The sequence below is a fragment of the Dokdonia ponticola genome, from assembly GCF_042653865.1.
GTDB lineage: Bacteria > Bacteroidota > Bacteroidia > Flavobacteriales > Flavobacteriaceae > Dokdonia > Dokdonia ponticola.
Map to the genome: position 1 here is coordinate 278418 of NZ_JBHSFV010000002.1, position 25635 is coordinate 304052.

Annotated in this window: 21 protein-coding genes; 20 read left to right on the top strand and 1 reads right to left on the bottom strand. The window is 32.7% G+C overall.

The features are described from left to right. Positions 1-121: 121 nt before the first annotated feature. The 20 genes from wecB to ACFO3O_RS05375 all read left to right on the top strand — a co-directional run bounded on the left by wecB (position 122) and on the right by ACFO3O_RS05375 (position 24804). Positions 122-1240, top strand: a complete 1119-nt coding sequence (gene wecB, locus ACFO3O_RS05280; protein ID WP_379977505.1) for a non-hydrolyzing UDP-N-acetylglucosamine 2-epimerase — start codon at positions 122-124, stop codon at positions 1238-1240. Positions 1241-1244: 4 nt separating this feature from the next. Beyond that, complete coding sequence (gene wecC, locus ACFO3O_RS05285; protein ID WP_379977507.1) at positions 1245-2453, top strand: UDP-N-acetyl-D-mannosamine dehydrogenase; 1209 nt, start codon at positions 1245-1247, stop codon at positions 2451-2453. An 18-nt stretch (positions 2454-2471) separates the two neighbouring features. Continuing rightward, a complete protein-coding gene (locus tag ACFO3O_RS05290; RefSeq protein WP_379977508.1) occupies positions 2472-3962 on the top strand; it encodes an oligosaccharide flippase family protein in 1491 nt (496 codons plus the stop codon). After that, positions 3955-4482, top strand: a complete 528-nt coding sequence (locus tag ACFO3O_RS05295; protein WP_379977509.1) for an acyltransferase — start codon at positions 3955-3957, stop codon at positions 4480-4482. The genes ACFO3O_RS05290 and ACFO3O_RS05295 overlap by 8 nt, the downstream gene beginning before the upstream one ends. Before the next feature lie 6 nt (positions 4483-4488). Then, complete coding sequence (locus ACFO3O_RS05300; RefSeq protein WP_379977510.1) at positions 4489-5631, top strand: polysaccharide pyruvyl transferase family protein; 1143 nt, start codon at positions 4489-4491, stop codon at positions 5629-5631. Beyond that, positions 5618-6637, top strand: a complete 1020-nt coding sequence (locus tag ACFO3O_RS05305; RefSeq protein WP_379977511.1) for a glycosyltransferase — start codon at positions 5618-5620, stop codon at positions 6635-6637. Before ACFO3O_RS05300 ends, ACFO3O_RS05305 begins: the two co-directional genes overlap by 14 nt. A 70-nt stretch (positions 6638-6707) precedes the next feature. Continuing rightward, positions 6708-7793: a glycosyltransferase family 4 protein gene (locus ACFO3O_RS05310; protein WP_379977512.1), complete on the top strand. Its 1086-nt coding sequence runs from the start codon at positions 6708-6710 to the stop codon at positions 7791-7793. Positions 7794-7796: 3 nt separating this feature from the next. After that, positions 7797-9119 carry an O-antigen polymerase gene (locus ACFO3O_RS05315; protein WP_379977513.1) on the top strand — a complete coding sequence of 441 codons (1323 nt, stop codon included), beginning with the start codon at positions 7797-7799 and terminating at the stop codon, positions 9117-9119. Positions 9120-9124: 5 nt separating this feature from the next. Then, positions 9125-10078 carry a GNAT family N-acetyltransferase gene (locus ACFO3O_RS05320; RefSeq protein ID WP_379977514.1) on the top strand — a complete coding sequence of 318 codons (954 nt, stop codon included), beginning with the start codon at positions 9125-9127 and terminating at the stop codon, positions 10076-10078. Position 10079: 1 nt separating this feature from the next. Next, positions 10080-10856 (top strand): polysaccharide deacetylase family protein, encoded by a 777-nt coding sequence (locus ACFO3O_RS05325; protein WP_379977515.1) that lies wholly within the window; start codon positions 10080-10082, stop codon positions 10854-10856. A 68-nt stretch (positions 10857-10924) separates the two neighbouring features. Then, on the top strand, positions 10925-11923 hold the full coding sequence (locus ACFO3O_RS05330) for a glycosyltransferase family protein (protein ID WP_379977516.1): 999 nt from the start codon (positions 10925-10927) through the stop codon (positions 11921-11923). Continuing rightward, positions 11920-14040, top strand: coding sequence for a bi-domain-containing oxidoreductase (locus ACFO3O_RS05335; protein ID WP_379977517.1), 2121 nt, complete (start codon positions 11920-11922; stop codon positions 14038-14040). The genes ACFO3O_RS05330 and ACFO3O_RS05335 overlap by 4 nt, the downstream gene beginning before the upstream one ends. Before the next feature lie 31 nt (positions 14041-14071). Then, entirely contained in the window at positions 14072-15913 is a 1842-nt protein-coding gene (locus ACFO3O_RS05340) for an alginate lyase family protein (protein ID WP_379977518.1), read from the top strand. Between the two features lie 2 nt (positions 15914-15915). After that, positions 15916-17157, top strand: a complete 1242-nt coding sequence (locus ACFO3O_RS05345; RefSeq protein WP_379977519.1) for a glycosyltransferase family 4 protein — start codon at positions 15916-15918, stop codon at positions 17155-17157. 42 nt (positions 17158-17199) lie between these two features. Next, entirely contained in the window at positions 17200-17805 is a 606-nt protein-coding gene (locus ACFO3O_RS05350) for a sugar transferase (RefSeq protein ID WP_379977520.1), read from the top strand. Between the two features lie 2 nt (positions 17806-17807). After that, positions 17808-18413: an acetyltransferase gene (locus tag ACFO3O_RS05355; RefSeq protein ID WP_379977521.1), complete on the top strand. Its 606-nt coding sequence runs from the start codon at positions 17808-17810 to the stop codon at positions 18411-18413. Further along, complete coding sequence (locus tag ACFO3O_RS05360; RefSeq protein ID WP_379977523.1) at positions 18406-19545, top strand: DegT/DnrJ/EryC1/StrS family aminotransferase; 1140 nt, start codon at positions 18406-18408, stop codon at positions 19543-19545. The genes ACFO3O_RS05355 and ACFO3O_RS05360 overlap by 8 nt, the downstream gene beginning before the upstream one ends. Positions 19546-19570: 25 nt before the next feature. After that, a complete protein-coding gene (locus tag ACFO3O_RS05365; RefSeq protein WP_379977524.1) occupies positions 19571-21544 on the top strand; it encodes a polysaccharide biosynthesis protein in 1974 nt (657 codons plus the stop codon). Between the two features lie 80 nt (positions 21545-21624). Next, on the top strand, positions 21625-22410 hold the full coding sequence (locus ACFO3O_RS05370) for a polysaccharide biosynthesis/export family protein (protein ID WP_379977525.1): 786 nt from the start codon (positions 21625-21627) through the stop codon (positions 22408-22410). Positions 22411-22422: 12 nt separating this feature from the next. After that, complete coding sequence (locus ACFO3O_RS05375) at positions 22423-24804, top strand: GumC family protein (protein WP_379977526.1); 2382 nt, start codon at positions 22423-22425, stop codon at positions 24802-24804. Positions 24805-24872: 68 nt separating this feature from the next. Here the strand turns inward: ACFO3O_RS05375 and ACFO3O_RS05380 are convergent, their stop codons facing one another. Beyond that, the gene (locus ACFO3O_RS05380) at positions 24873-25598 is read right to left on the bottom strand and encodes a tyrosine-protein phosphatase (RefSeq protein ID WP_379977527.1); all 726 of its coding nucleotides are present in this window, start codon (positions 25596-25598) and stop codon (positions 24873-24875) included. Positions 25599-25635 lie beyond the last annotated feature (37 nt).

The window sequence follows — 25635 nt, forward strand, 5'->3', positions numbered from 1 at the left end:
TGATTTTAAATTAGTTGCAAGTAAATCAATGCAGGTATAAAAATTAGTTTATCAAAATGAAACGTTATATATTTGCACCCCTCCTAAATTACACCTGATAAAGTAATCAATTTTGACTGATTTGAAAAAAGTTCTAATAGTTTTTGGTACAAGACCTGAGGCCATAAAAATGGCACCACTTGTAAAATCGTTTCAGCGTCATCCAGATGTTTTTGACACTAAAGTTTGTGTAACTGCCCAGCATAGAGAAATGTTAGATCAAGTTCTTGACTTTTTTGATATTATACCTGATTTTGATCTTAATTTAATGAAGCCAGGTCAAAATCTTTATTCTCTCACGGCAGATATCATTACTGGGATGAAACCCGTATTGGAGTCTTTCAATCCTGATTTTGTTTTTGTACATGGAGATACCTCCACGACAATGGCTACCAGTATTGCTGGTTTTTACAATCAGTCAAAAGTCTGTCATATAGAGGCTGGTCTTCGCACAAATGATAAATGGTCTCCTTTTCCTGAAGAAATTAATAGACAAGTAACAGGTAGAATTGCCGACTTTCATTTTGCCCCAACGGTTACTTCAGAAAGTAATTTATTAAAAGAGAATATTTCTTCTCATCAAATTATAGTCACAGGTAATACGGTGATTGATGCTTTGTTGGAGAGTGTTCATAAAGTTAATAATGATCCAAGTGATCTTATTAAGGATTTAGACAAAATAATAGGACAAAAAGAAGTACTTCTTGTTACAGGTCATCGTCGAGAAAATCATGGTGACGGATTTGTAAGGATATGTGAAGCTCTAAAAGAAATTGCCCTTCAAAAGCCAGCGCATCTCATTATATATCCTGTACACCTCAATCCTAAGGTACAAGAGCCTGTAAAACGTATTTTGTCGGCTGTAGATAATATTAAGCTTATAGATCCTTTGGCTTACCAAGACTTTATTTGGTTAATGAATAGATCTAAATTGATCATAACAGATAGTGGAGGAGTACAAGAAGAAGCGCCTAGTTTAGGAAAACCTGTACTTGTGATGAGGGATACAACAGAACGTCCAGAAGCAGTAGAGGCAGGAACGGTTATACTTGTAGGCACAGACAAAGACTTAATAGTTTCAGAGACATTAGACTTATTAAACAACCCAAATCGTTTCACTAAAATGAGTAAATTACATAATCCTTATGGAGATGGAAAAGCTTGTGAACGTATCGTTGAATTTATAAAAAATCAAAATTAATTACATGCAACCAGAAGTAGTCATGATAGGCCTAGGTTATATAGGCCTTCCAACAGCAGCTTTAATTGCTTCAAGCGGAGTACGAGTGCACGGAGTAGATATTAATCCTAGCGTTGTAGAAACGATTAATAGAGGTGAAATACATATTGTTGAGCCAGCACTTGATGAAGCTGTCGCGAAAGCAGTTAAAGGAGGATTTTTAAAAGCCGATGTAAAGGCTGTTGAAGCAAATCATTATTTAATTGTGGTTCCAACTCCTTTTAAAGATAAAAACGAACCAGATATTTCTTTTGTCGAAGCTGCTACTAGAGGGATTTTACCCTTACTTAAAGAGGGTGATCTGTACATTATAGAATCTACATCTCCTGTGGGTACTACAGAAAAGATGATGGATCTCATTTATACAGAACGCCCAGAATTAAAAGATACATTATACATTGCTTACTGTCCAGAACGTGTATTACCTGGTAATGTAATGTATGAGTTAGTACATAACGACCGTGTAATTGGCGGTGTAAATAATGCGAGCACAGAAAAAGCCATCACGTTTTATAGTAATTATGTAAAAGGCGAATTACACGCTACAAACGCTAGGACTGCAGAGATGTGTAAACTTGTAGAAAACTCTTCAAGAGATGTTCAAATTGCGTTTGCAAATGAACTTTCACTTATTTGTGCAAAGGCAGATATTAATGTGTGGGATCTTATTAGTCTAGCCAACAAACACCCACGCGTTACTATTTTACAACCTGGTTGTGGGGTAGGAGGTCATTGTATTGCTGTAGACCCTTACTTTATTGTAGCAGATTTCCCTATGGAATCACAGATCATAGGAAAAGCAAGAGAGATCAATAACTATAAATCTTTCTGGTGTGCAGAGCAAGTTAAAAATGCTAAGCTTCAGTTTCAGTTAGATCATGGAAGAAAACCTAAAATTGCAATCATGGGATTGGCGTTCAAACCCAATATTGATGATTTACGAGAGTCTCCAGCAAAATATATAGCTCAGAAAGTATTACAGGATGCAAATGATGAGGAGTTTTATATCGTAGAGCCAAACATTGAGGAACATAAAGTATTTAAATTGACTCCTTATGAGGACGCTTTCGCGAAAGCGGATATTGTAGTATACCTTGTAGCACATGATGAGTTTAAGAAATTACCTAAAAAATCGGATAAAATTATATTGGATTTTTGTGGTGTAGCACGTTAAATTTATTGAATACTCTATATGGATTACATTCTTTTTATAAAAAAAAAAATTAATTCTTTTTTAGGGAAAGAAAGTAACGCCACTAGTCGTAAAATCACAAAAGGACTCATATGGACTTTTTTGGGTACGGCAATTTCTAAAGGTTTCTTTTTATTAGCTTTTGTTGTAATTGCAAGAATCATAAGTGTTGAAGATTATGGTAAGATAGGTCTATTACGCTCATTCATAAATACATTTACGTTTTTTAGTCTTGCGAGTTTTGGTGTCACAGCAAATAAATATTTAGCGATAAACAAAGAAAATAATAAAATTCTTGCTTCTAGAATTTACTCATCTACAAGATTATTAGTTTTTATTCTTTCATTGTTTATTCTTTTAGTTTCTGTCATTTTTTTAGAGGATATTACTATTTATGTAGTGGGTGATGCCACCTTAAAAACGGAGGTGTTATTGAGTTCTTTTGCTATATTTTTTGCTTCTTTAAATGGATTACAGATGGGAGCATTGTCTGGGTTAGAAAAGTTCAATAAAATTTCTAAAGTTCACATAGTTAACGGACTATTGTCGTTACCATTATTGTGTCTAGGCGCTTATTATAAAGGGGTTCTTGGTGTAATTGTAGCACTTTTATTAGTAAATATTGCTATTTGGTTATGTTCGGCTTTCTTTTTGCATAGAGGTCTAAAAGAATTTGGCATTACATTTCGCCTAGATAATTTTGGCGATAGTATAAAGATTGTAAAATCATTTACATTACCTTCATTTTTGGGTGGTGTTATGATGAGCCCTGTGATTCTTTACTGTAATTCACTCTTAGTCAATTATTCTTCTGATGGTTTTGAAGAATTAGGTTTTTATAATGCTGCATTTTTGTATAGCAGTATAGTTTCTATTCTGATTGGTATTGTAGGACAGGTATTCTATCCTTTTTCTATGAAATTTTTTAATAAAAAGAATGCTAAGTTCGATTTTGTAAATATTTTTACATCCTATATTTTAGGAATTATTTTGTGTTTTCCTTTACTCTGTTTTCCTGATTTATTCATGAAAATTTTTGGGGAAGACTATGAAGGTAGTACAACTACCTTGATCCTTGTGGTATTGTCTACCATAGTAATTGCTCATCGACAGGGTATTGCTAGAAATTTTGCGGCAGGTGATTTTATGTGGTGGAGCTTACTGTCCAATTCTTTTTGGGCAGTTAATGTTATTTTTTGGTGCTACTTTTTTCTAGAAGATGGTGCTGTTGGTAGAGCTGCTGCTTTTTTCATAGCATATTTGATCAATACTCTAGTTTTTATCCCTTTTTATATACGAAAGAAATTAATCACTAGATCCTTGGTTTTTAGTAAGTTTCATTTAGGGATTATTTCATCACTCTTTATAGGAGTTTGCACTTTTTACTATTTAGATTCTATATTTTTGAGGATTTTTTTATTTATGGGATTAACAAGTTTTATAATTTTATGTTTTTATAAATGGTTTAATAAATATACTCAATATGCTTAATTTTCTAAAACGTGTATTAAATTTTTTATTTCGATCAAAAAAAAGATATCCTAAAAACATAGGGAAAAAAGTTATTATATCTAAAGATTGTACTTTTTCACATCCTGAAAATGTAATTATCAATGACTATGTTTATATAGGACCTAGAGCAAGAGTTTCTTCCTTTGGTAAAGTTGTTTTTGGGAAAGGAGTAATTATAGGTCCAGACTTAGTTATTCATACTGCTAATCATAATTATCAAAATGATATAAAAACAATACCTTATGATGTAGGGTTAAATATAAAAGATGTTTATATAGATGAGGCTGTATGGATTGGTAGCAATGTAATTATTCTTCCTGGTGTAAAAATTGGTAAAGGAAGTGTTGTTGCTACTGGAAGTGTCATAACAAAAGATGTACTTGATTATTCAATCATTGGAGGGAATCCAGCAAAATTAATTAAAATGAGAGATAATATCGAAGTCTTTAATAAACACTTTGAATCTGAAAATTATTACATTAAACAAAAGTTAGATTAAGACATTATGGATAAACCGACTATTATTGTTAAAGGAGCTTATGGTCAGCCTAACTTTGGTGACGATTTATTAATGTTAGTTTTAAAAAATATTTTAGAAAAATCTTTTTTTGACTCAAAGTATAAATTTTTAATACCTCCTTTGTGTAATTATATAGAGGATTTTTTAGAGCCTGAACATATTTTATATAATCAAGGTGATAACATTGAAGTGGATTATTTAATTTTAGGAGGGGGGACTCAATTTTATAGTTTCCCTGACACTAAAAAAAATGCAAGGATTGCCATTTTGAGATCGATATTAAAAAATCCTTTATCTCTTAAATTGTATCTTAAAAAAAGAAAACAAGCTAGTGGAATAAAAATCGAAGCTAAAAAAATAATAGGCGTAGGGCTTGGAATTGGCCCCTTTGAAGGGAAAGAAGCAGAGATTGCTAAGAAAAATACAATAAAAACACTTAGTAAAATGGCTTTTTTAATGGTGAGAGATACAGTAAGTTATAGATTAGCAAAACAAAATAAAATTAATAATAATTTAATTTTGGCAAACGATTTGTGTTTTGCTCCGAAAGCTTATTTACCATTTAATGTAATGGAAAGCTCTACTAATGAGAAAACAAAAATCACTTTTATTCTCAGAGATTGGGGGCATTCAAAAAATAAAGTACATATTGAGAGAACGATAGCTTACATTAAAGGGATGCTATCTGCAAATAAAGCGGATTCTTATAATGTATTGCTTTTTGCAAAAGATGCTGACTGTAAATCTTTGCTTGAAAAAAACAATATAATGTATATACAATGGAGTCCTAAAAAGTATTCAATACAGGATTTTATTAACATAATGAAGAGTACTGATATTATTATTTCCTCTAGATATCATGGAATTGTGCTTTCATCTTTATTTAATATACCTTTTATTCCTATAGTCGTTGATCCAAAACTTTCTATTTTTGCAGCTGCTATTTCTAGCAAAATTCATTTATGGGAATACCCATTTGTACCAAGCGACCTTCATCTAGCAATAGAACAAACACTATTAAATAAAGAAGGTATATTAGAAGATAATATAGAAAAGAATAATCTGTATAATAATCAACTTGAGGAGGTTATTTCAAAATTGAAGCAATTTATTTATGAAGAAAATTAAAATTGATTTTTTGGCTCAGCCAACTATTGGAATGAATCAATCAGGTATGAAGTCACAATTAGACAATCTCTATACCCATTTTGAGAATGACGATTTGTTACATATACATAAATATAATATTTGGGAAAAAAGCTCCCCAGATATTGTACATTATTTTGGGATGGGAGAAGGAATGCTTCAAGTATTAAAAAAGCAAAAATCAAATGGTGCAAAAATTATTTGTTCTCCAAATCACTGGCCTGTTGACTCTAAGGTAGAAAAACTTCTAATGAAAATAAATTATAAGAATGTCATTTATACAAATAGAGTAACAAAAAAATTTTTAATTGATCATGCAGATTCATTTATAGTAAATAGTGAATCTGAAAAAAAAATGTTTTCTGATAATTTAAATATTGAAGGTGATCGTATCAAGGTAATTCATAATTCTTACGGATTAGAAAAAGAAGAAATAGCATTTGGTGATTTTAGAAAAAAGTATACTATAAGTAAGCCTTATGCACTTATGGTGGGTCAAGTAGGTTCAGAACGTAAGAATCAAAAACCTGTGTTAGAATGCTGGCAAGCAGATTATGATGATCTATATATATTAGGAGGTTTTGATAATACAAGTTATGGACAAAAATGCAAGCGTATTATTGATAGTAAATCGAATATACACTATTTAGGTTTTGAGTCTAATGTCTCCATACTCGAAGATGCATACCGTAATTGTAATTTACTAATATCTCCTGGTCTTATTGAAACTCCTAGTCTATCTGCATTTAGAGCCTTAATTAATGGAGCTAAGGTCTGTAGTACAGATTTTGGAGGAGCGCCAAGAGAATACTTTGGGGATAATGTTTTTTATTTTGATCCATACAACGCCAAAGAAATAGCTCGCGTAATAGCAGAAGCTATAAAGATAAAAGATATGAAAATTAAGTTTGGGGAGTTTGATAGATTTTCTAATACTAATATAAATAAGCTTTACAAAGAACATTATAAGGAAATCCTTAAAGGGTAGTTTCATTATGAAGAAAATGTTATATATTACAAATATACCTGCACCCTATAGGCAGAAACGATATAATTTAATGCAAGAAATATTTCCTGAAAATGGAATTGATTTCACAGTTCATTATATGGCACATATAGAGCCTAACCGTAAATGGATCATTCCAGAAGATTCCTATAAATACAAATATAAAATCCACAAAGGACTTCATCCGGCTTTTGGGAGATTTTATGCGCATTTTAACCCAAGTATAATTACACTCCTCTTAAAAAAAGATTATGATTTTGTGATTATTGGAGGAATGGGAAGTCCCTCTCACTGGCTATCATCTTTATTAACACCTAAGAGTAAATTTCAAATAATGTCTATTGAGTCTAACTTACATTCTACAAACCGTAAAGATGGGATAGGGGCATGGTTTAAAAGATTACTTTTGAAGAGGGCAAACGCATTTCAGGTAACAGGCAAGCCACAAATTGAATATATAAACTATTTTGATCCAAAATCTAAAAATAAAAAATTTATTAAATTACCTAATTTGATAGATGAAAAAATTTTTAGAGACCAAGTCAAAAAAGTCAGTGCTAATCGACATTCTTTAAGAAATGATCTCAAGCTAGATGAAAAGACACAGGCTTGGATTCTTCCCGCTCAACTTATAGAACTTAAAGGTATTATGCCTTTCTTGAAGTTATTGAGAGGCATTCAAAATATTAAAGTTTTTATATTAGGTGATGGTATTTTAAAGAAAACTATCCAAGAAGAGATCGATACCTATAATTTGCCAGTTGTATTAGAAGGGTATCTTCAACAAGACAGAATGATTGATTTTTACGCAATCGCAGATTTGTTCGTGCTTCCTAGTCTTAAAGACTCATCCCCATTAACACCAATTGAAGCTTGTGCAGCATCACTTCCTATTTTAGTGTCCTCTAGGATTGGAAATGTTGAAGATGTATTAACAGAAAATTTAAATGGTTGGAAATATGATCCAATAGATGAAGAAATAAAAGGAAAAGAAATTATTTCTGAAATAGCCAGACTCACTCTAAGCGATTTAAAAACTAAAGGAAAAAAATCCTTAGAAATTTACAATCTTAAATTTGATACAAAAAAAAGAATTCAAGAATACGCAGTGTCACTCAAAAATCTACTTAAAAATTAGTAAATGAAGAAAATTTTAATTTCACTAATTTTAATCTTTGCAAATCTATTGCTTTTTTCTATTGACGATTTTATGTTAATAGGTAGTATTTACTTTTATTTCTGTAGTCTTTTTTTAGGAATTGAAATTTTAATATTTAAAAAGTTTGAAGTAATTCATGTTTGGATGGCAGCTTTTATGTTTATTATACTTTCTGAAGTTTTTACATACACGCCTTCTACAATAGACACTAATTATCCAGACGCACTCCGTTATCTAATCACCTCTAATAATTTAGTGTTAATCGGTTATATTTCGGGGTTAAGCAATATTTTATACCCTGAATTAAAAATCACCAGTAGTAATTCTAAATTTTCAACGTCTAAATTAATCCCTTTTCTATTTATTATTCTTATCTCTTTTTACGTAGGTTTTAAAATTAAAAATGCAATACTTACTTTTTCTCTTGGGAGAAATGTAATTGGAACTGGAACGAATGACAGTTTTATATTGGGATCTATTATCAACGCTTTAGGATATGTTCTACCTGCAATCATTGCTTATTATTATATTATTCTTAAAGAAGAGTCCTTTAGAAAAGCCTTTATTTTATCGGCTCCTATTTTTCTGATATTATTTATGAATGGTACTCGATTCCCGCTCTTGTTCGCTGTATTAGGTTTTGTGTTGGTAGCTCAATCAAAAAATAACAAAAAGGAAAAATCTAATTCTTTGTTTTTTATTGGAAGCGTTGTTATTGCTTTATTTCTATTAACTACAGTCATGAAGCATATACGCTCATCAACAACTAGAGACACAGATATTGTTTTTGTAGAATCATATTCCTCATTTTCTAGTTTCCCCGCCTATGCTTCAAGTTTTATGAGCCCAGAGGGGGTTGTAGATATGACAAGTCTTTTATTTAAGTATTTTGACACTAATGAATTTAAATACGGTTCCTCTTCTAGTTTTATTCTCTATTTTTGGGTGCCTAGATCAGTTTGGGAAGACAAGCCCACAATGCTTGGATATTGGCTCATCAGAGAATTTCGCTCAGGCTATAGTGATGGGCATAGTTCTTCGTTCGGTTTCACAGGAGATTTTTATGCAGATTTCGGGTATTTTTCTTATATCCCTATTTTTTTTATAGGAACTTTTTTGCGTTGGTTTGAGGATTATAGAATAAGAGCTATTAAAGAAAATAGTTTTAGTATTGTGGTCGCTTCCATGCTGTTACCTTATTGTTTCTTCTTTGTGCGCTCTCCTATAACATCTACTATGAATTTTATAGCTATTCTCTTATTCTACTCGATTTTTAAAAAAATATTATTTAGCGTTAAAAAATAAAATTTATGAATTTTTTCATATTTGAATTAGAGAAACATGAATACTTAATAGATACTTTTCTTGAGTCTGCATCTCTGTCACATAATAAGGACAAAAAAACAAAAGAGTGGTTTCTGTGGAAATTTAAAGACAATTCTTTCGGTAAACCAATTTTGGCTTGTGTAGAAGATCAAAACAAAATAGTGGCATGTGTGGCTTTAGGTAAACAAGATTTTATTTTAGGCAGTAAAATTATCAAAGGAGCTCTGTCTTTTGAAACGTTTGTCCACCCTGACTATCAGGGAAAAGGAATTTTTAGTAAATTAATAGGCATAGCAGAAAAAGAAGCAATTCATCAGGGTATTTGTGTTTTATTAAATTTCCCAAATAGTAATAGTCTTAGAGGGTTCATAAAAAAAAAGTGGAACTATTTAGATATATCTGAATATCGTGTTAAGCCAAGACTATCCATTTTTAATTTCTTGTTTTTTTATGATATAAAAAAAAGTTTTGAAATTGCTAAGCCCTCTGAAAACTTTATAGCGCTCCCTCAAAATTTTACTCAAGAGAGTTTACCAAAAAAAGTTCAATGTCAGTTAACACTTCCTTATCTAAAATGGAGGTTTGATTATAAAAAGAATCTTGGCTATTGCTTTCTAAGTAATGATTATTTTGATTGTTTATTTAGATATGGTAAAAGAGGAAGACTTAGAGAGTCACAGATATTGTATTTCAATATAAAAAGCAATAGTTTTACCTTTAAACACTTTTACAAAGAAGTTTTTAAGAGTCAAAAATATGATCTAATAAGCTTTCTCACTTCTACGAATAATACATTTTTTACTATCATAAAAAAAAATACTCTTTTTAAAGTACCTAATAACGTAAATATATGTTATAAAATTTTAGATGAAAATGCGATTTCTAAAGGTGAATTTAACACAATTTCTATAACGGGTATTAATTATCATACGTATTAAAATGAGATCTTTTATTAGAAATGTATATATAACCCTAGCAGGTACAATTAGTAAGCCATCCAATGAAGTTCATTTAATTAATGGGCATTATGTTACAAAGCATGTCGTTGATAAAAGTTTACACAAGGCAATATATGAGGAGTTTATTTTATACTTACTATCTATAGGTGATATTATACCAATATCTGATGCATTAGATAAAATTAACAAAAAACATACTAAGAATTCTAAGCCCTATTTTGTCTTAACTTATGACGATGGATTTGAAGAATGTTTCGATATCATGGGGCCTATACTTGATAAACATAATATCAAGGCCGCTTTTTTTATAAATGCAAACTATATAGAATCTAATCAGGATTATCAAAATAATTTCAATAAACGCATTCGTATTGAAACAAAAAGACCTATGAGTTGGGAGCAAATAACATATTTACACTCCAAGGGTCATACAATTGGATCTCACACATTAGATCACCATAATCTTAATAAACTTTCATTAGAAGACATAGAACTTCAAATTAAGAAAAATAAAGAGATTTTAGTTAGTAAACTCAACTACAACTGTGATCATTTTGCTTGGCCATATGGAAGAATATCAGATTTCTCAGAGGAAGCACTAGAAATAACATCAAAATATCATAAGTATATTTATAGTGGTACTAATTATAAATTTTACCATTCTTTTAATAACAGAGTTTATAATAGAAGACATTTAGAGGCAGACTGGAAGAAAAGTTATATTAAGTATTTTTTAAGCGCAAAAAAAGCTTTATGAAATACCTGAGAATTTGAAAATCAAATTACGATTTAACAATACCGTTTGGTAAAAAAACAATAATATTTTTGAAGACAATTATCGTAAATGCAAGCGCAGCAAAAACAGGAGGGGCAGAAACAATTTTAAGAACTTTTGTTCAGGAGGCCAGCACATACATAAACTTTAATTTCATATTATTAACCTCAGTTGAATTTGAAAAATTACCAAAGCATATAAAAATAATTGATGTAAACACATCTGGTTTAAATACTTTGTTTTTTTCTACGATTGGAATTTATAAATATGTAAAAAAATATAAACCGAGTAAAATCCTAAGTTTTTCAAATATTAATTACATATTATCTCCTCTAAAGGGCGTAACCTACTTTCATCAATTTAAGGCTCTCGAAGATGGACATACAGATATCAAAGTGAAAATATATAGATTTCTAATCATGACTTTTCTGAAAAGAAATACGTTCATTTTACAATCAGAATATATTAAGTCTATTTTTGAATCTAGATTCAAAATAAGTAAAAAAAACACAATATCTGTCTGGCCTGGTTTTTTGGAGCCACAGCCCTCAATTAATAAAAGTATACATGATGAAGTGATAAAGTGTAAAAGTTCCTACAAGGGATTATTACCTATAGCGTATGATACTCAACATAAAAATATTGATCTAATTAGAAACCTTATAGATTTCTTTGACGAGAACAATATTGTAATTCATTCATTACTTTCAAACACTACTGAAAATGAACATACTATCGTACATCATGGTACGGTGGATAGAAGTGTTTTATTTGAATTATATGAAATTGTAGATTTTTTAGTATTCCCATCAAAATCAGAAACAGTAGGATTACCAATCTTTGAGTTTCTTCAAACGGGTAAACCAGCCTTTGTGTATGCAGCTGATTATGCAATTTATTTTCACAAGCAATTTAACAAACCTGAAAACTTGATTTTATTTAAAGACGAAGAAGATTTTAAAAGATTATTTTTGCAAAAAATAAATACAGAAGCCACTAAGAAAGACTATTCAAAAGGCGAGTGGGATAAAATATTTAAACTTTTATGAAACAAATCATACAATCCTTTAAAACAGGAGAAACCATACTAGAAGAAGTTCCAGCACCACAGGTCAAAAGTGGTCAAGTATTAATACGTACTACAAAGAGTTTAGTTTCTCTAGGAACAGAGCGTATGCTTGTAGAATTTGGTAAGTCAAATTTGATTGCAAAAGCACGACAACAACCCGATAAAGTAAAGCAAGTTTTAGATAAAATCAAGACAGAAGGTTTAATGCCTACCCTAGAAGCTGTTTTCAATAAATTGGGCGAACCGTTACCATTAGGCTATTGTAATGTAGGCACTGTAGAAGCTGTGGGCAATGGAGTCTCTGAATTTAAAGTAGGGGATAAGGTCGCTTCTAACGGACCGCATGCCGAGTTTGTATCGGTTCCTAAAAACCTAGTTGCATTAGTGCCAGAAGGTGTTTCTGATGAAGAGGCTTCTTTTACAGTGATAGGTAGCATCGGATTACAAGGCATACGTTTATGTGAACCAACTATCGGAGAAACGATTGTGGTGACAGGAATGGGACTTATCGGACTGATGACAGCGCAGTTATTACGTGCTAACGGGTGTAAGGTCATTGGGATTGATTTTGATCAATCTAAGCTTGATATGGCCAAACAATGGGGTATTGAAACCATCAACCCTGGAAAAGGAGATGACCCCGTAAAATCAGTATTAGAGCTTACAGGTAATATCGGTGCAGATGGTGTGATTATCACCGCCTCTACGAAGAGCAATGATGTGATTGCTCAAGCGGCACAGATGTCTCGCAAAAGAGGTCGTATTATCTTGGTAGGAGTGATAGGTCTTGATATAAGTAGAGCCGATTTTTATGAAAAAGAATTGACTTTTAAAGTTTCTTGCTCTTATGGGCCAGGACGTTATGATGATAATTACGAAACTAAAGGCCAAGATTATCCATTGCCTTTTGTACGATGGACAGAGCAACGTAATTTTCAAACCATCCTAAATGCAATCCAAGCATCCGATATTGATGTAAAGCCACTGATTACAGAAGTAATAGACCTAGAAGACTATCTTAAAATATATGGGGAAATTGGAAGCTCAAAATCAATTGCTTCTATTTTAAATTATAAAGATGCTGTTTACTCCAATGATATTGTTGTCAATGATGCACGTAAAAGTGAGTCGAGTTCTAATGGTCTAGCCATTGTAGGAGCGGGTAATTTTACAAAAATGACCATGCTTCCTGCCTTAAAAGGAACTCAGGCCAATATATCTCATATCATAAGCTCTGGAGGTGTTTCAGGAACTGCACTCGCAAAGAAATTTGATATTACAAATAGTGCTACGAATTATGAAGCAGTGCTAAAAGAAAAAACAGTAAATACAGTCGCGATTACAACACGACATAATTTACATGCTCCGATGGTGATTAAATCATTAGAAGCAAATAAAAACGTATTTGTTGAAAAACCATTGGCACTTAATATCGAAGAGTTAGATGCCATTACAGAAGCCTACCATAAAGCAAATAGTACCTTAACCGTAGGTTTTAATAGACGATTCTCTCCGTATGCTGTAAAAATGAAATCGTTGTTAGGAAATTCAAACACACCTATACACGTGATCGCAACCATGAATGCAGGAATGATTCCAGCAAATGTATGGGTACATGACCTAAATGTAGGAGGAGGGCGTATTATAGGCGAAGCCTGTCACTTCATTGATCTTATTAGCTATTTCACAGGGAGTAAAGTCATTTCTGTGTGTATGAATGCTATGGGAAAAGCCCCAGAAGAGAATACAGATAATGCCACCCTTTTATTGAAGTATGCAGATGGTTCTAACGGAGTCATTAACTATTTTGCAAATGGTAGTAAAACCTATTCAAAAGAACGTGTAGAGGTCTATTCTCAGGAGCGTACGTTGGTATTAGATAACTGGCGAAATCTAAAAGGGTATGGCTTTAAAGGATTCTCCAAAATGAAATCTAAAATGGATAAAGGACATAAGAGCCAATTTGAACTTTTAGTAAAACAAATCAATAACGGAGGAGAGGCCCTTATTCCTTTTGATGAATTAATTAATACTACAAAAGCCTCTTTTGCTGCCATAGAAAGTCTCAAAAAAGCCGCTTGGGTTGATGTTGAATAAAATCAAACAGATAGTTGACCTATTTAAAAATATGGGGATACGATATGTTGCCTTTAGAGTGCAGTATATGGTATCTTCAAAATTTGGGTTCCATAAAAAGAAGTTTCCTACCCATCCAAATGTTAAAACCTTTATCTCTCTAGAAGATTGGCGCGCAAAAACACCTGCTTTTTTCTTTAATGGCAAGGATGATATTCCAGTCCCTGTTAAAAAGAATGATGTCTTGGCGGCACGCTTTCGCGAAAGCAAAAACGGAACCTTTACCTTCTTCAGTAGTAAAAAATATGAATTAGGAACCCAGTATGATTGGATTACAAATCCAGATACAGGCTATAGATATGATAGTACCAAGCATTGGTCAGAGATACAAGATCTTTCTACTGAAGCAGGAGATATCAAGTATGTTTGGGAAAAAGCACGATTCTCCTATCTGTACGATATCATACGACATGATTACCACAATCAAGAAGATCAGGCTGGCTTTGTATTCTCAGAAATAGAGGATTTTATACAACATAACCCTATCAACTTAGGGCCTAATTATAAATGTAGTCAAGAGATCAGCCTACGTATACTTAATTGGACATTTGCTTTATATTATTATAGGAATTCTAAAGCATTAACTCCTGAGCGTTTTGATGCTTTGATGAATAACATCTACTGGCAGTTACACCATGTATATCATAATATCAACTTTTCTAGAATAGCGGTGCGTAACAACCACGCAATTACAGAAACTTTAATGCTTTACCTTTCTGGTTTACTATTTCCGTTTATGCCAGAGACCAAAAAATGGAGCAAAGCGGGTAAAAAATGGTTTGAACAGGAAGTTGACTATCAGATTTATAAAGACGGTACGTTTCTTCAATTTTCAATGAATTACCACCGTGTCGCTGTCCAATTACTTACGTGGGGGATTCGGTTATCAGAATTACATCAAGATCCTTTTAAGGATACCGTTTATGATAAAGCAAAGAAATCTCTTGCCTTCTTAGAAGCATCTCAGGATCCAGTGTCTAAGCAACTACCTAATTATGGCTCTAATGATGGCGCATTATTTTTTAAACTCACCAATGACGATTATCGTAATTATCAGTCACAGCTAGATGATTTGAGAGCTGTTCTTTTTGGTACTGTCCGAGAGGTTTCAGAAAGTCAAGGTTGGTACGGACTACAAGATCTTAAAGTTGATAACACTAGAGGAGAGGGTATGTTTAGCTTTCGCGAAAGCGGATACTACATCATTCAAGAACAAGATGTAAAGACTTTCATTAAATGTGGTACTTATAAAGATAGACCTGCACAGGCAGATAACTTACACCTTGATATTTGGGTAAATGGCATTAATTGTTTACGAGATGCGGGCAGTTATTTGTACAACACTTCCAAAGAAGAGCTCAACTTTTTTATGGGAACAAAAGGGCACAATACTGTTATGATTAACGGTGAAAACCAAATGTTAAAGGGCAGTCGGTTTATCTGGTATCATTGGATAAAAGAGGCGTTAGCAACACTTTCAGAAAAAAGCGAGGCCTACCTTTTTGAAGGACATATAAACGCATTCAAGCACCTAGGTGGATACACTCATAAGCGCCAAGTTAAAAAAACAAAGAATCAATTAACATGGGAAGTTGTTGATCATGTAGGGTTAAAAAATGGGGATTCTATGGAGCAATTTTGGCATTTGGACTCCAAAATGGAAGAATTTATTGATATCACAGCGGTAGATGCTCATGGAAAAGTAGTAACAGCTATCAAAGATACTGCTTGGTATTCCAGTTATTATGGAGTTAAAATACCATCTTTGCAACTATCTTTTAAGGATCAAACAGGTACTTTAAAAACAACCATCAACATAAAGAGATTTCAATAGCTATGCGTATACTCTTATTACATCAATATTTTCTTGAAAAAGATGAAGGAGGGGGTTCTCGTTTTAATGAGATGACTAAAGTATGGAGCTCGCTGGGTCATAAAATTACCGTACTTTCTGGGATGGTGAGTTACACAACAGGAAAAAAACCAGCACGTTATAAAAAAAAATATTTTTATAAAGATGAGCAGTTTTATGACAATGTAGATATCATCCGGAGTCATGTATCAGAAAGTTACAATACAAACTTCTTGGGGAGACTCTGGGGATATTTTTCATTTGTATTCTCATCTACCTATGCAGGTTTGTTTAAAACGAAAGGGAAATATGATGTGATTGTAGTGACTTCACCTCCTTTATTTGTAGGAATTACTGCAGTGATATTATCGCTGTTTAAGGGGTTGCCTATTGTATTTGAAGTGAGAGATTTATGGCCAGAATCAGCTATTGATACTGGCGTTTTGAAAAATAAGCTCATCATCAAAATGGCATATTGGTTTGAAAATTATATCTATAAAAAAGCCAAACTCATCAATGTGTTAACGCCTGCTTTCAGAACTAAATTAATTGAAAAAGGAGTTCCAGCAGAAAAAATCATATTTATCCCTAATGCAGCAGATTTTACACTTGCCGAGCAAATACAACACAGTGATTTTAATGCGACTGTATTTAAAAAAGAATTAGGATTAGAAGGAAAGTTTGTCATTACGTATGTAGGAGCTCACGGTGTTGCAAATCATTTGATACAACTCGTGGATGCAGCCGAACGATTACAAGACACACCTGTTGTTTTTCAATTGATAGGTTCTGGAATGAAAAAGCAAGAATTACAGGATGAAGTAAAGAAACGTGGTTTAGCTAATGTTATCTTTAGAGATGCCGTCCCAAAAGCCGAAGTATTTAAATATATACTCGCATCAGATATGGGTGCTTCTGTTCTTAAAAATGTAGATACGTTTAAGACTATTTATTCTAATAAAACCTTTGATTATATGTCGTGCAAACGACCAGTCTTTCTAGCGATAGATGGTGTTTCAAGAGAATTGGTTGAAAAAGCAAATTGTGGACTCTATGTAGAACCAGAGAATATTGATGATATAGAGGCTAAACTCAGAGAAACCATTAAGGACCCCTATAGCCTTGTAAAACAAGGACAAAATGGCTACGAGTATGCAAAAAAACACTTTGATAGAGAAGTACTTGCACAGCAGTATGTTAATCATTTGAAAACCATTGCACGTTAAGGAATAGAAGCGTTACTTTGCACCAAGAGCGTATATAGAGATATGTATAGAAATTTCTTTAAACCTTTATTTGATATCATAACAGCCGTTATTGTATTAATAGTAGTAAGTCCCATTTTGCTACTTGCTATTATTGGATTGACCATAGTAAACTTAGGAACTCCATTTTTTGTACAACGACGCCCAGGTAAAAATGGACGCATCTTTAAAATTGTCAAACTCAAAACCATGACAGATGCACATGATCAACAAGGGAATTTACTTCCCGACGCAGATAGACTTACAACTATTGGGCGTGTGATACGTAAAACGTCTCTAGATGAAATCCCTCAACTATTTAATGTGATCATAGGAAATATGAGCCTAGTAGGTCCTAGGCCACTTTTACCCTCATATCTAAAGTTATATTCCCCAGAACAAGCAAGAAGACATGAGGTGAAGCCAGGTATTACAGGCTGGGCACAGGTAAATGGAAGAAATTCGATCAGTTGGGAAAAGAAATTTGAATTAGATGTTTGGTATGTAGATCATCAATCTTTTTTATTAGACTTTAAAATTGTTTTACTGACAGTCAAAAAAGTTTTTTTAAGTGAAGATATTAATACAGAAGGTGTTGCTACAACAACACCATTTAACGGAACTAATTAAGTATGATTACAGTATACGGCGCTAGTGGACATGCAAAAGTGGTGATTGATATCATTAAGAGTAATCAAAAAAAGATTGCTCAGATTCTAGATGATAATGAAGCCATTACTAAGGTTTTAGGATTTCTTGTAGAAAAGCCAGTTGCTAAAACATATCGTGATGTAGTTATTGCGATCGGTGATAATAAGATACGTAAAGCCATTGTAAAACAGCTTGATGCTACCTATGTAAAAGCATTAATTCATAACACATCGGTTATAGGGTCTGATGTTACCGTTGGTAATGGTACCGTTATTATGGCGAATGCCATTGTAAATGCATGTGCAAAAATTGGTGCTCATTGTATTATTAATAGCGGATCTATTGTTGAACATGATGTTGTTTTACGTGATTTTGTACATGTTTCTCCTGGCTCCATAGTAACAGGAGGTGTTACAGTAGGTGAAGGAAGTCAGATAGGTGCAGGGGCCATTATACTCCCTAATCTTTCTATAGGTAAAAATGTAATGATAGGTGCGGGTGCAGTTGTGTTAAAAAATGTAGCCGATAATGATGTAGTTGCAGGAAACCCTGCAAGAATTCTTAAAAAGAATACAAATAATGAATAATGATAAAATATGGCTCTCATCTCCCCACATGGGAGGGACTGAGCAAGAGTATGTAAACCTTGCCTTTGATACAAATTGGGTTGCTCCATTAGGCCCTAATGTGACTGGTTTTGAAAATGATTTAAGTGTGTATTTAGGGAATGTCCCTGTGGCTGTTTTGAGTTCTGGGACTGCTGCGTTACACCTTGCATTATTACAATGTGGCGTAAGTGCAGGGGATGAAGTAATTTGTCAATCGTTTACATTTTCAGCAAGTGCCAATCCAATTACGTATTTAGGAGCTACGCCTGTTTTTGTAGATAGTGAGGAGACTACTTGGAATATCTCGCCTATCTTTCTTGAAGAAGCGATTGTAGATAGAATCGCTAAAGGTAAAAAGCCTAAAGCCATTGTAGCTGTCCACTTATATGGAATGCCTTACCTCGTAGATGAAGTTCATGCGGTAGCAGATAAATATGATATCCCAATTGTAGAAGATAGTGCAGAAGCGCTAGGATCTACCTACAAAGGTAAAAACTGTGGAACCTTTGGTCGTTATGGAGTATTATCGTTCAATGGGAATAAAATTATTACAACCAGTGGAGGAGGTGCGCTAGTTTGTCCTTCGGAAGAAGCAAAACAGCATACCATTTTTCTTGCTACACAAGCCCGTGATGATGCACCATATTATCAACATAGTCATATAGGCTATAATTATCGATTGAGTAATATTTCAGCAGGTATAGGGAGAGGGCAGATGGAAGTATTGGACGCGCATATCAATTTGCGTAGAGATATGAATGTATTCTATCAAGAACTTTTCAAAGATTTTGATGGAGTTACGGTATTTACAGAACCTAATGAAGACTTTCATTGTAATCATTGGCTTTCAGCAATTATAGTCGACCCAGCAAAAACAAATGGGGTGACAAGAGAGGATATTCGTCTCGCTTTCGCGAAAGCTAACATCGAATCTAGACCTTTGTGGAAACCCATGCATATGCAACCTGTGTTCGAAAACTGTGCCTTTTATGGAGGAAAAACTGCATTTCGTCTGTTTGAAAACGGATTATGTCTGCCTTCAGGGTCTAATTTAACTTCTGAAGATAGGCAAAGAATAGAAAAGGTTATCTTTGAAGTATTATCTTTATAGATATATAGTACGCCAATCAATTTTTATGAAAAGTAAATTACAAACTGCTATTGAAAATTTATTTTCTGATGATAATAAGTTGGATATTAGAAACATTAGGTATTTACCAAGATGGGCTGTTCTATTTATAGATACAATATTAGTCACTTTTAGTTTATTTTTAACCTATTTCTTACTTAGAGATCTTAATATTGTTCCGCTCAAAACATTACAAGTTTCACAACAAATTGGGCTTCTTGTAGGTGTTAGTTTTGTTTTCCTATTATTATTTAAAACATATGCAGGTCTTATAAGGCATTCTTCCTACATGGATGCCCTAAAGTTATTTTTTGCATCTGTATCTACTTTTTTATCATTACTAATTATTAATCTTGTTAGTCTTACAGCAACAGGTGAAAAAATCTTTATTACAACAGGGTTAATAGTATTCTTATTTATTTCTTTTTCTGCGTTATTTATTTTTAGACTTGCAGTAAAACAACTCTATGAATATTTTAAAGTTGCTCAAAGAGAAGAAGAACTCATAACAGCTGTTATTGTTGGTGTAGATGATGGGGCCATATCTATTGCAGCAGCATTAGATATAGAACATCCTCAACGATTTAAGATTCAGGGTTTTGCTTCAGCTAGACAAAATAAAAGCTTGAGAATACTAGGAAAACCAGTCCTAGAAATGAACACATCTATAAGTAGTCTTGCGCATAAACTAGATGCACAAGCTATTATATTTTCTGGAAACACACTAAACGCAGAAGAGCGGTATGCACTAGTAAAGGATTGTTTAGAAAATGATATAAAGGTATATAATTCTCCACTTGTCATTAACTGGTCTGAAAATACAACTGTTACAGACCAACTAAAATCATTACAAATAGAAGATTTACTAAACAGAGAGCCTATTGTGCTCAATGCTAGGAATAAAGCAGCGCAAATAAGTAATAAGAATATTTTAGTAACTGGTGGTGCAGGATCTATTGGAAGCGAAATTGTAAGACAAGTAGCTACCTTTAATCCTAAAAGACTGATTATTCTCGATCAAGCTGAATCTCCACTACATGCGCTACATATAGAACTTAAAGATAAATTTCCAGACCTAACAGTTTCTTATGTGATTTGTGATGTTGTCAATAAAAAACGTTTACGTGTTCTTTTTGATACCTACAAAATAAATGTGATCTATCATGCAGCAGCTTACAAGCATGTGCCGCTTATGGAAGATAATCCTTCAGAAGCTATTCAAACCAATATACTTGGAACTAAACTGATAGCTGATTTAGCTACAGAATATGGTGTTGGTCACTTCGTAATGGTAAGTACAGACAAAGCTGTAAATCCGAGTAACGTGATGGGGGCTTCCAAAAGGGCTGCAGAAATGTACGTGCAGTCATTATACTTTGAGCAAAAGGAATTGGTATCAGATAATAGAAAAGTAACTAAATTCATTACAACTCGTTTTGGTAATGTTTTAGGGTCAAATGGATCTGTAGTACCTTTATTTAAAAAGCAAATAGAAGCTGGTGGTCCCGTAACGATCACCCATCCAGATATTATTCGCTATTTTATGACCATTCCTGAAGCATGCCAACTTGTACTTGAAGCAGGATCAATGGGGAAAGGAGGAGAGATTTTTATCTTTGACATGGGAGAACCTGTCAAAATCATGGATCTCGCAGAAAAGATGATAAAATTAGCTGGGTATATTCCCAATGAGGATATAGATATCAAAATCACAGGATTGCGTCCTGGGGAAAAACTTTACGAAGAATTGTTAAGTGATAAGAGTAAAACACTACCTACACATCACGATAAAATTATGATTAGCGAGGATGAAACTAAAGAGTATCATCTCGTGAATGAATCTATTAAATCAATCGTACTTGCAGCAAAAGAAAACATGAATAATAAAACAGTAGCAAAACTCAAACTATTGATTCCAGAATTTAAAAGTAATAATTCTGAATATGAGATATTAGACATTCAAGTCGAGAAACAAAAATAGTATAAAGATGATTACAAAAAGGTTGCTTGATATGCCTTTTTAAGACTACTTTTGCACATTAATTTTTAGAAACTTATACTTTGAACTCTTTTATAAAACTTAGCCTCTGCATCTTATCAATATCACTAGTATTTACTTCTTGTGTTTCCAATAAAAAGCTACTGTATCTACAGGATATAGAGCAGATAATAGATAATCCCACTAATACGAACTACAACATTACCATTAAATCAAATGATTTGTTAACCATACAGGTATCTGCCTTAAATCCAGAATCTGTTTTAGTGTATAACCAGTCTTTAATTACTAAACCTCCTATTAATGGTGTCGCTACTCAAAATAATGGGCAGCAGCCCCAGACATATATAGTTAGCAAAGAAGGTACTATTGAATTTCCTGAAATGGGGAGTATTAAGCTATCGGGTCTAACTATTGATGAGGCCACGGAAAAAATGAAAGAGTTAGTAAGTAAGTATGTGAAAAATCCAATTGTAAACATCAGAATTGTTAATTTCAAAGTAACAGTTTTGGGCGAAGTACAGAGGGCAGGTACATTTCCTATAAATGATCAGCGAGTAACCATACTAGAAGCTTTAGGATTGTCTGGGGACATGACCATTTTTGGAAATAGAAATGAGGTAAAGGTGATAAGAGAGGTGGATGGTTTAAAAACTTATGGGGAATTAGATATTACCTCTGCATCAATAATTAATTCTCCTTTTTATTACTTACAACAAAATGACGTAGTCATTGTATCTCCGAACAGGGCTCAAATTCAAAGTTCGAGTTTCAATAGAAATACGGGTGTTTATATATCATTGGCTGGTATCATAATTTCTGTATTAACGATTTTAACTCGTAACTAACCTTAAGTTTGTATGAAAGAAAATTTTAATACTTCACAAGAGAATACTCGATTAAAAGAGCAATTAAAACAATATTTTCAATATTGGCCATGGTTTTTATTATCAATTATAATTTGCATTTCACTAGCGTACCTTAAATTACGTTATAGTACATATAATTACATAACCGAGGCTACAATTCTTATTAAAGACGATAAAAATGCTTCTCTCTCTGAAATAGCTGTTTTTGAAGACTTAGGATTGACAGGGTCATCCTTAAGTAAATCTCAATTTGAAAACGAGATTGAAATTCTAAGATCAAGAAGATTGCTCTCTAGTGTTGTAAATAATTTAAAATCAAATATACATTATTACAAAGAAGGTAATATTAAGACTTCAGAACTCTATGAGAGATCACCATTCACTTTAGAGATATTATCAAAGTATGGAGATAAAAATAGAAAAGAAACAGGAAGTTTTCTAGTTAAAGTTCTGTCAGATAGTGAGTTCGAAATTCAGCAAATGAACAGTGAAATTAGTAACACGTATTCCTTTGGTGAGCCTTTTGATGTTAGTTTTGGAACTATAGCACTGGTAGCTAAACAAAATATCAAAGAGCCAGGAAATAAAGTAAATTTTATAGTAAATATTAGTGATGCTGAAAATGCAGTTAACAGATTACGAAATAGTATTAAAATTCAATCTGTCAGTAAAAATAGTAGTATCCTAAAATTAAGTCTTACATCCCCTCAAATTATTAGAGCAGAAGCTACAATTAACGCATTAGTTGAAGCTTACAACAAAGATGCAATAGAAGATAGGAATCTAGTTTCAAAAAATACCGCAGAATTTATTGCTAATAGACTTAATATAATCACTGAAGAATTAGATTCAGTAGAATCAGATAAAGTAGATTTTAAAGAAAAAAACAAAATAACTGATATTACTGCTGAAGGTCAACTTTTTTTGGAGAACTCAAATGAGATAAACAAGAGACAGGTTTTTATGGCTACTCAAATAGAGTTATTGCGCTCTATGGTTGAGTATCTTAGATCCAGTGAGCCCTACACCTTATTACCAGCCAATTTAGGAATTGAGAACCTAACTATAGTCCAAGCTGTAGAAGGTTATAATGAGCTCATTCTTAGAAGGCAACGTTTACTTCGGAGCTCAACCGATGAGAATCCACTTGTTTTAGAGGTCTCTTATCAAATAGATCAACTTAAAGAAAATATTGAGGACAACCTTGATACAGCAATACTTTCATTAATCATAGAAGAAAAGGATTTAAGAAAACAGCAAAATAATATTAATGGGAAAATATCTCAAATTCCAAGTATAGCTAAATCTTCTAGAGATATAGAAAGGCAACAGACTATAAAAGAATCATTATATTTATACTTACTCCAGAAAAGAGAAGAAACTGCAATTTCTCTAGCTGTTACCGCCCCAAAAGCTAAAATAGTCGATAGCGCTTATAGTTCTAAAAATCCAGTATCTCCTAAACCTAGAATAATCTATTTATCATCTATTGTATTGGGATTATTGATACCATTTGGGATTATTTTCATCAAATTATTATTTGATACTAAAATCCATAATAGAGTCGATTTAGAGAAGGAGATTCCTACATTACCAATTTTAGGAGAAATACCAAGTATAGAAAGTAAGGAAAGTGATGTAATAAAAGATAATGATAGGTCTGTACTAGCAGAAGCATTTAGGATTCTACGAACAAATCTTGGATATTTTATTAAAAGTAAACAAAACGGAAATGTCATTTTTGTTACTTCTACGATAAAGGGAGAAGGAAAGACTTTTGTTGCTTATAATCTTGCCATTACATTAAGAAGTACAGGTAAGTCAGTACTGCTTATTGGAGCTGATATACGTAACCCGCAAATTCATAGGTATATAGATAAAAGTGAATGGACGATAGGTCTTTCTGAGTACTTATTTGATTCTTCGGTAGAAATTGAATCTATTACTAATAAACCAGAAGCAGATAGTCAGGACTTCGATATTATACTATCTGGAAGGATTCCTCCAAATCCAGCAGAATTATTGATGAGCGATCGTTTTGAAAAAATTATAGAAGAGGCTCGCAGCAAGTACGACTATGTTATTGTAGATACAGCTCCTACTTTGTTAGTAACGGATACATTACTAATAAGTCAATTAGCAGATACAACCGTATATGTTTGTCGTGCTGGATATACTGATAAAAAGCTTTTACAGTATCCTAAAGAGCTATTTGATGAAGGAAAGCTCAAAAATATTGCATTTGCTATTAACGGAATAAAAATTACCAATTTTGGATATGGTAGTAAATATGGCTATGGTTATGGTTATGGTCAAGAAAAACCTAGTGTGCTTAAACGTCTAAAAAGGGCATTAAGAATAGGAAAATCTTAATATATCTTATATCATAAAAAAATCCTTGTATTTATAAATACAAGGATTTTTTATCATTTCTTGCTAAATTATATAAAAGTACCCTTTGTTTTTTCACACACTTCTTGAAGTGCAGAAACATGTGCATTACTAATCTTCATATGTTCTATTTTGGTAAGATGGTCTACTTTATGTGTATCTATACCTATAAAATCATATAAACCATCTTTTAATAATTTGAGCGCTACTTTTTGAGAGGATGTCCCATAATGTTCAGAAAGGGAAAGTGCATTTAATTGTAATAAACACCCTCTTGATTTAAAATCTTTGAAAATATCAGGTTGCTTATGGTAATAAGCATAGCGCTCAGGATGCGCAAGTACAGGAATATATCCTAAGGTTCCTATTTTAAAAATAATTTCATTAATATTTTCTGGAGGTTGAAAATACGACATCTCAACAAGCACATAATTTTCGTATAACGGGATAATTGTATTGCTACTCAATAAACTATCAAATTTTTCATCCAACATATATTCAGATGAAAAGCTTAGTTTTAATCCTTCAATTTGATTTTTAATACTATTATAAGAATCTTTAATACTATTTGGAGTATTGTCATAAATGCCACTCATTGTGTGAGGCGTAGCAATAATTCGAGTGCATCCCAATGATTTATAGGTATTGATAAGCTCAATACTTGTAGTAGCATCTTTTGCTCCATCATCTATTCCCGGTAGTACATGACAATGCATTTCAGGTGTTCCACTCCAAATATCGATAAACGCGGTTTTCTTTTTGAAAAAATTTAGCATACCACAAAAATAAACCAAATTTAAAAGAGTCGATATT

What these genes read in the sequence shown, in the direction of transcription:
- wecC (WP_379977507.1), top strand. Translation starts at nt 1,245, where the DNA reads ATGCAACCAGAAGTAGTCATGATAGGCCTAGGTTATATAGGCCTTCCA.
- ACFO3O_RS05290 (WP_379977508.1), top strand. Translation starts at nt 2,472, where the DNA reads ATGGATTACATTCTTTTTATAAAAAAAAAAATTAATTCTTTTTTAGGG.
- ACFO3O_RS05295 (WP_379977509.1), top strand. Translation starts at nt 3,955, where the DNA reads ATGCTTAATTTTCTAAAACGTGTATTAAATTTTTTATTTCGATCAAAA.
- ACFO3O_RS05300 (WP_379977510.1), top strand. Translation starts at nt 4,489, where the DNA reads ATGGATAAACCGACTATTATTGTTAAAGGAGCTTATGGTCAGCCTAAC.
- ACFO3O_RS05305 (WP_379977511.1), top strand. Translation starts at nt 5,618, where the DNA reads ATGAAGAAAATTAAAATTGATTTTTTGGCTCAGCCAACTATTGGAATG.
- ACFO3O_RS05310 (WP_379977512.1), top strand. Translation starts at nt 6,708, where the DNA reads ATGCAAGAAATATTTCCTGAAAATGGAATTGATTTCACAGTTCATTAT.
- ACFO3O_RS05315 (WP_379977513.1), top strand. Translation starts at nt 7,797, where the DNA reads ATGAAGAAAATTTTAATTTCACTAATTTTAATCTTTGCAAATCTATTG.
- ACFO3O_RS05320 (WP_379977514.1), top strand. Translation starts at nt 9,125, where the DNA reads ATGAATTTTTTCATATTTGAATTAGAGAAACATGAATACTTAATAGAT.
- ACFO3O_RS05325 (WP_379977515.1), top strand. Translation starts at nt 10,080, where the DNA reads ATGAGATCTTTTATTAGAAATGTATATATAACCCTAGCAGGTACAATT.
- ACFO3O_RS05335 (WP_379977517.1), top strand. Translation starts at nt 11,920, where the DNA reads ATGAAACAAATCATACAATCCTTTAAAACAGGAGAAACCATACTAGAA.
- ACFO3O_RS05340 (WP_379977518.1), top strand. Translation starts at nt 14,072, where the DNA reads ATGGGGATACGATATGTTGCCTTTAGAGTGCAGTATATGGTATCTTCA.
- ACFO3O_RS05345 (WP_379977519.1), top strand. Translation starts at nt 15,916, where the DNA reads ATGCGTATACTCTTATTACATCAATATTTTCTTGAAAAAGATGAAGGA.
- ACFO3O_RS05350 (WP_379977520.1), top strand. Translation starts at nt 17,200, where the DNA reads ATGTATAGAAATTTCTTTAAACCTTTATTTGATATCATAACAGCCGTT.
- ACFO3O_RS05355 (WP_379977521.1), top strand. Translation starts at nt 17,808, where the DNA reads ATGATTACAGTATACGGCGCTAGTGGACATGCAAAAGTGGTGATTGAT.
- ACFO3O_RS05360 (WP_379977523.1), top strand. Translation starts at nt 18,406, where the DNA reads ATGAATAATGATAAAATATGGCTCTCATCTCCCCACATGGGAGGGACT.
- ACFO3O_RS05365 (WP_379977524.1), top strand. Translation starts at nt 19,571, where the DNA reads ATGAAAAGTAAATTACAAACTGCTATTGAAAATTTATTTTCTGATGAT.
- ACFO3O_RS05375 (WP_379977526.1), top strand. Translation starts at nt 22,423, where the DNA reads ATGAAAGAAAATTTTAATACTTCACAAGAGAATACTCGATTAAAAGAG.
- ACFO3O_RS05380 (WP_379977527.1), bottom strand. Translation starts at nt 25,598, where the DNA reads ATGCTAAATTTTTTCAAAAAGAAAACCGCGTTTATCGATATTTGGAGT.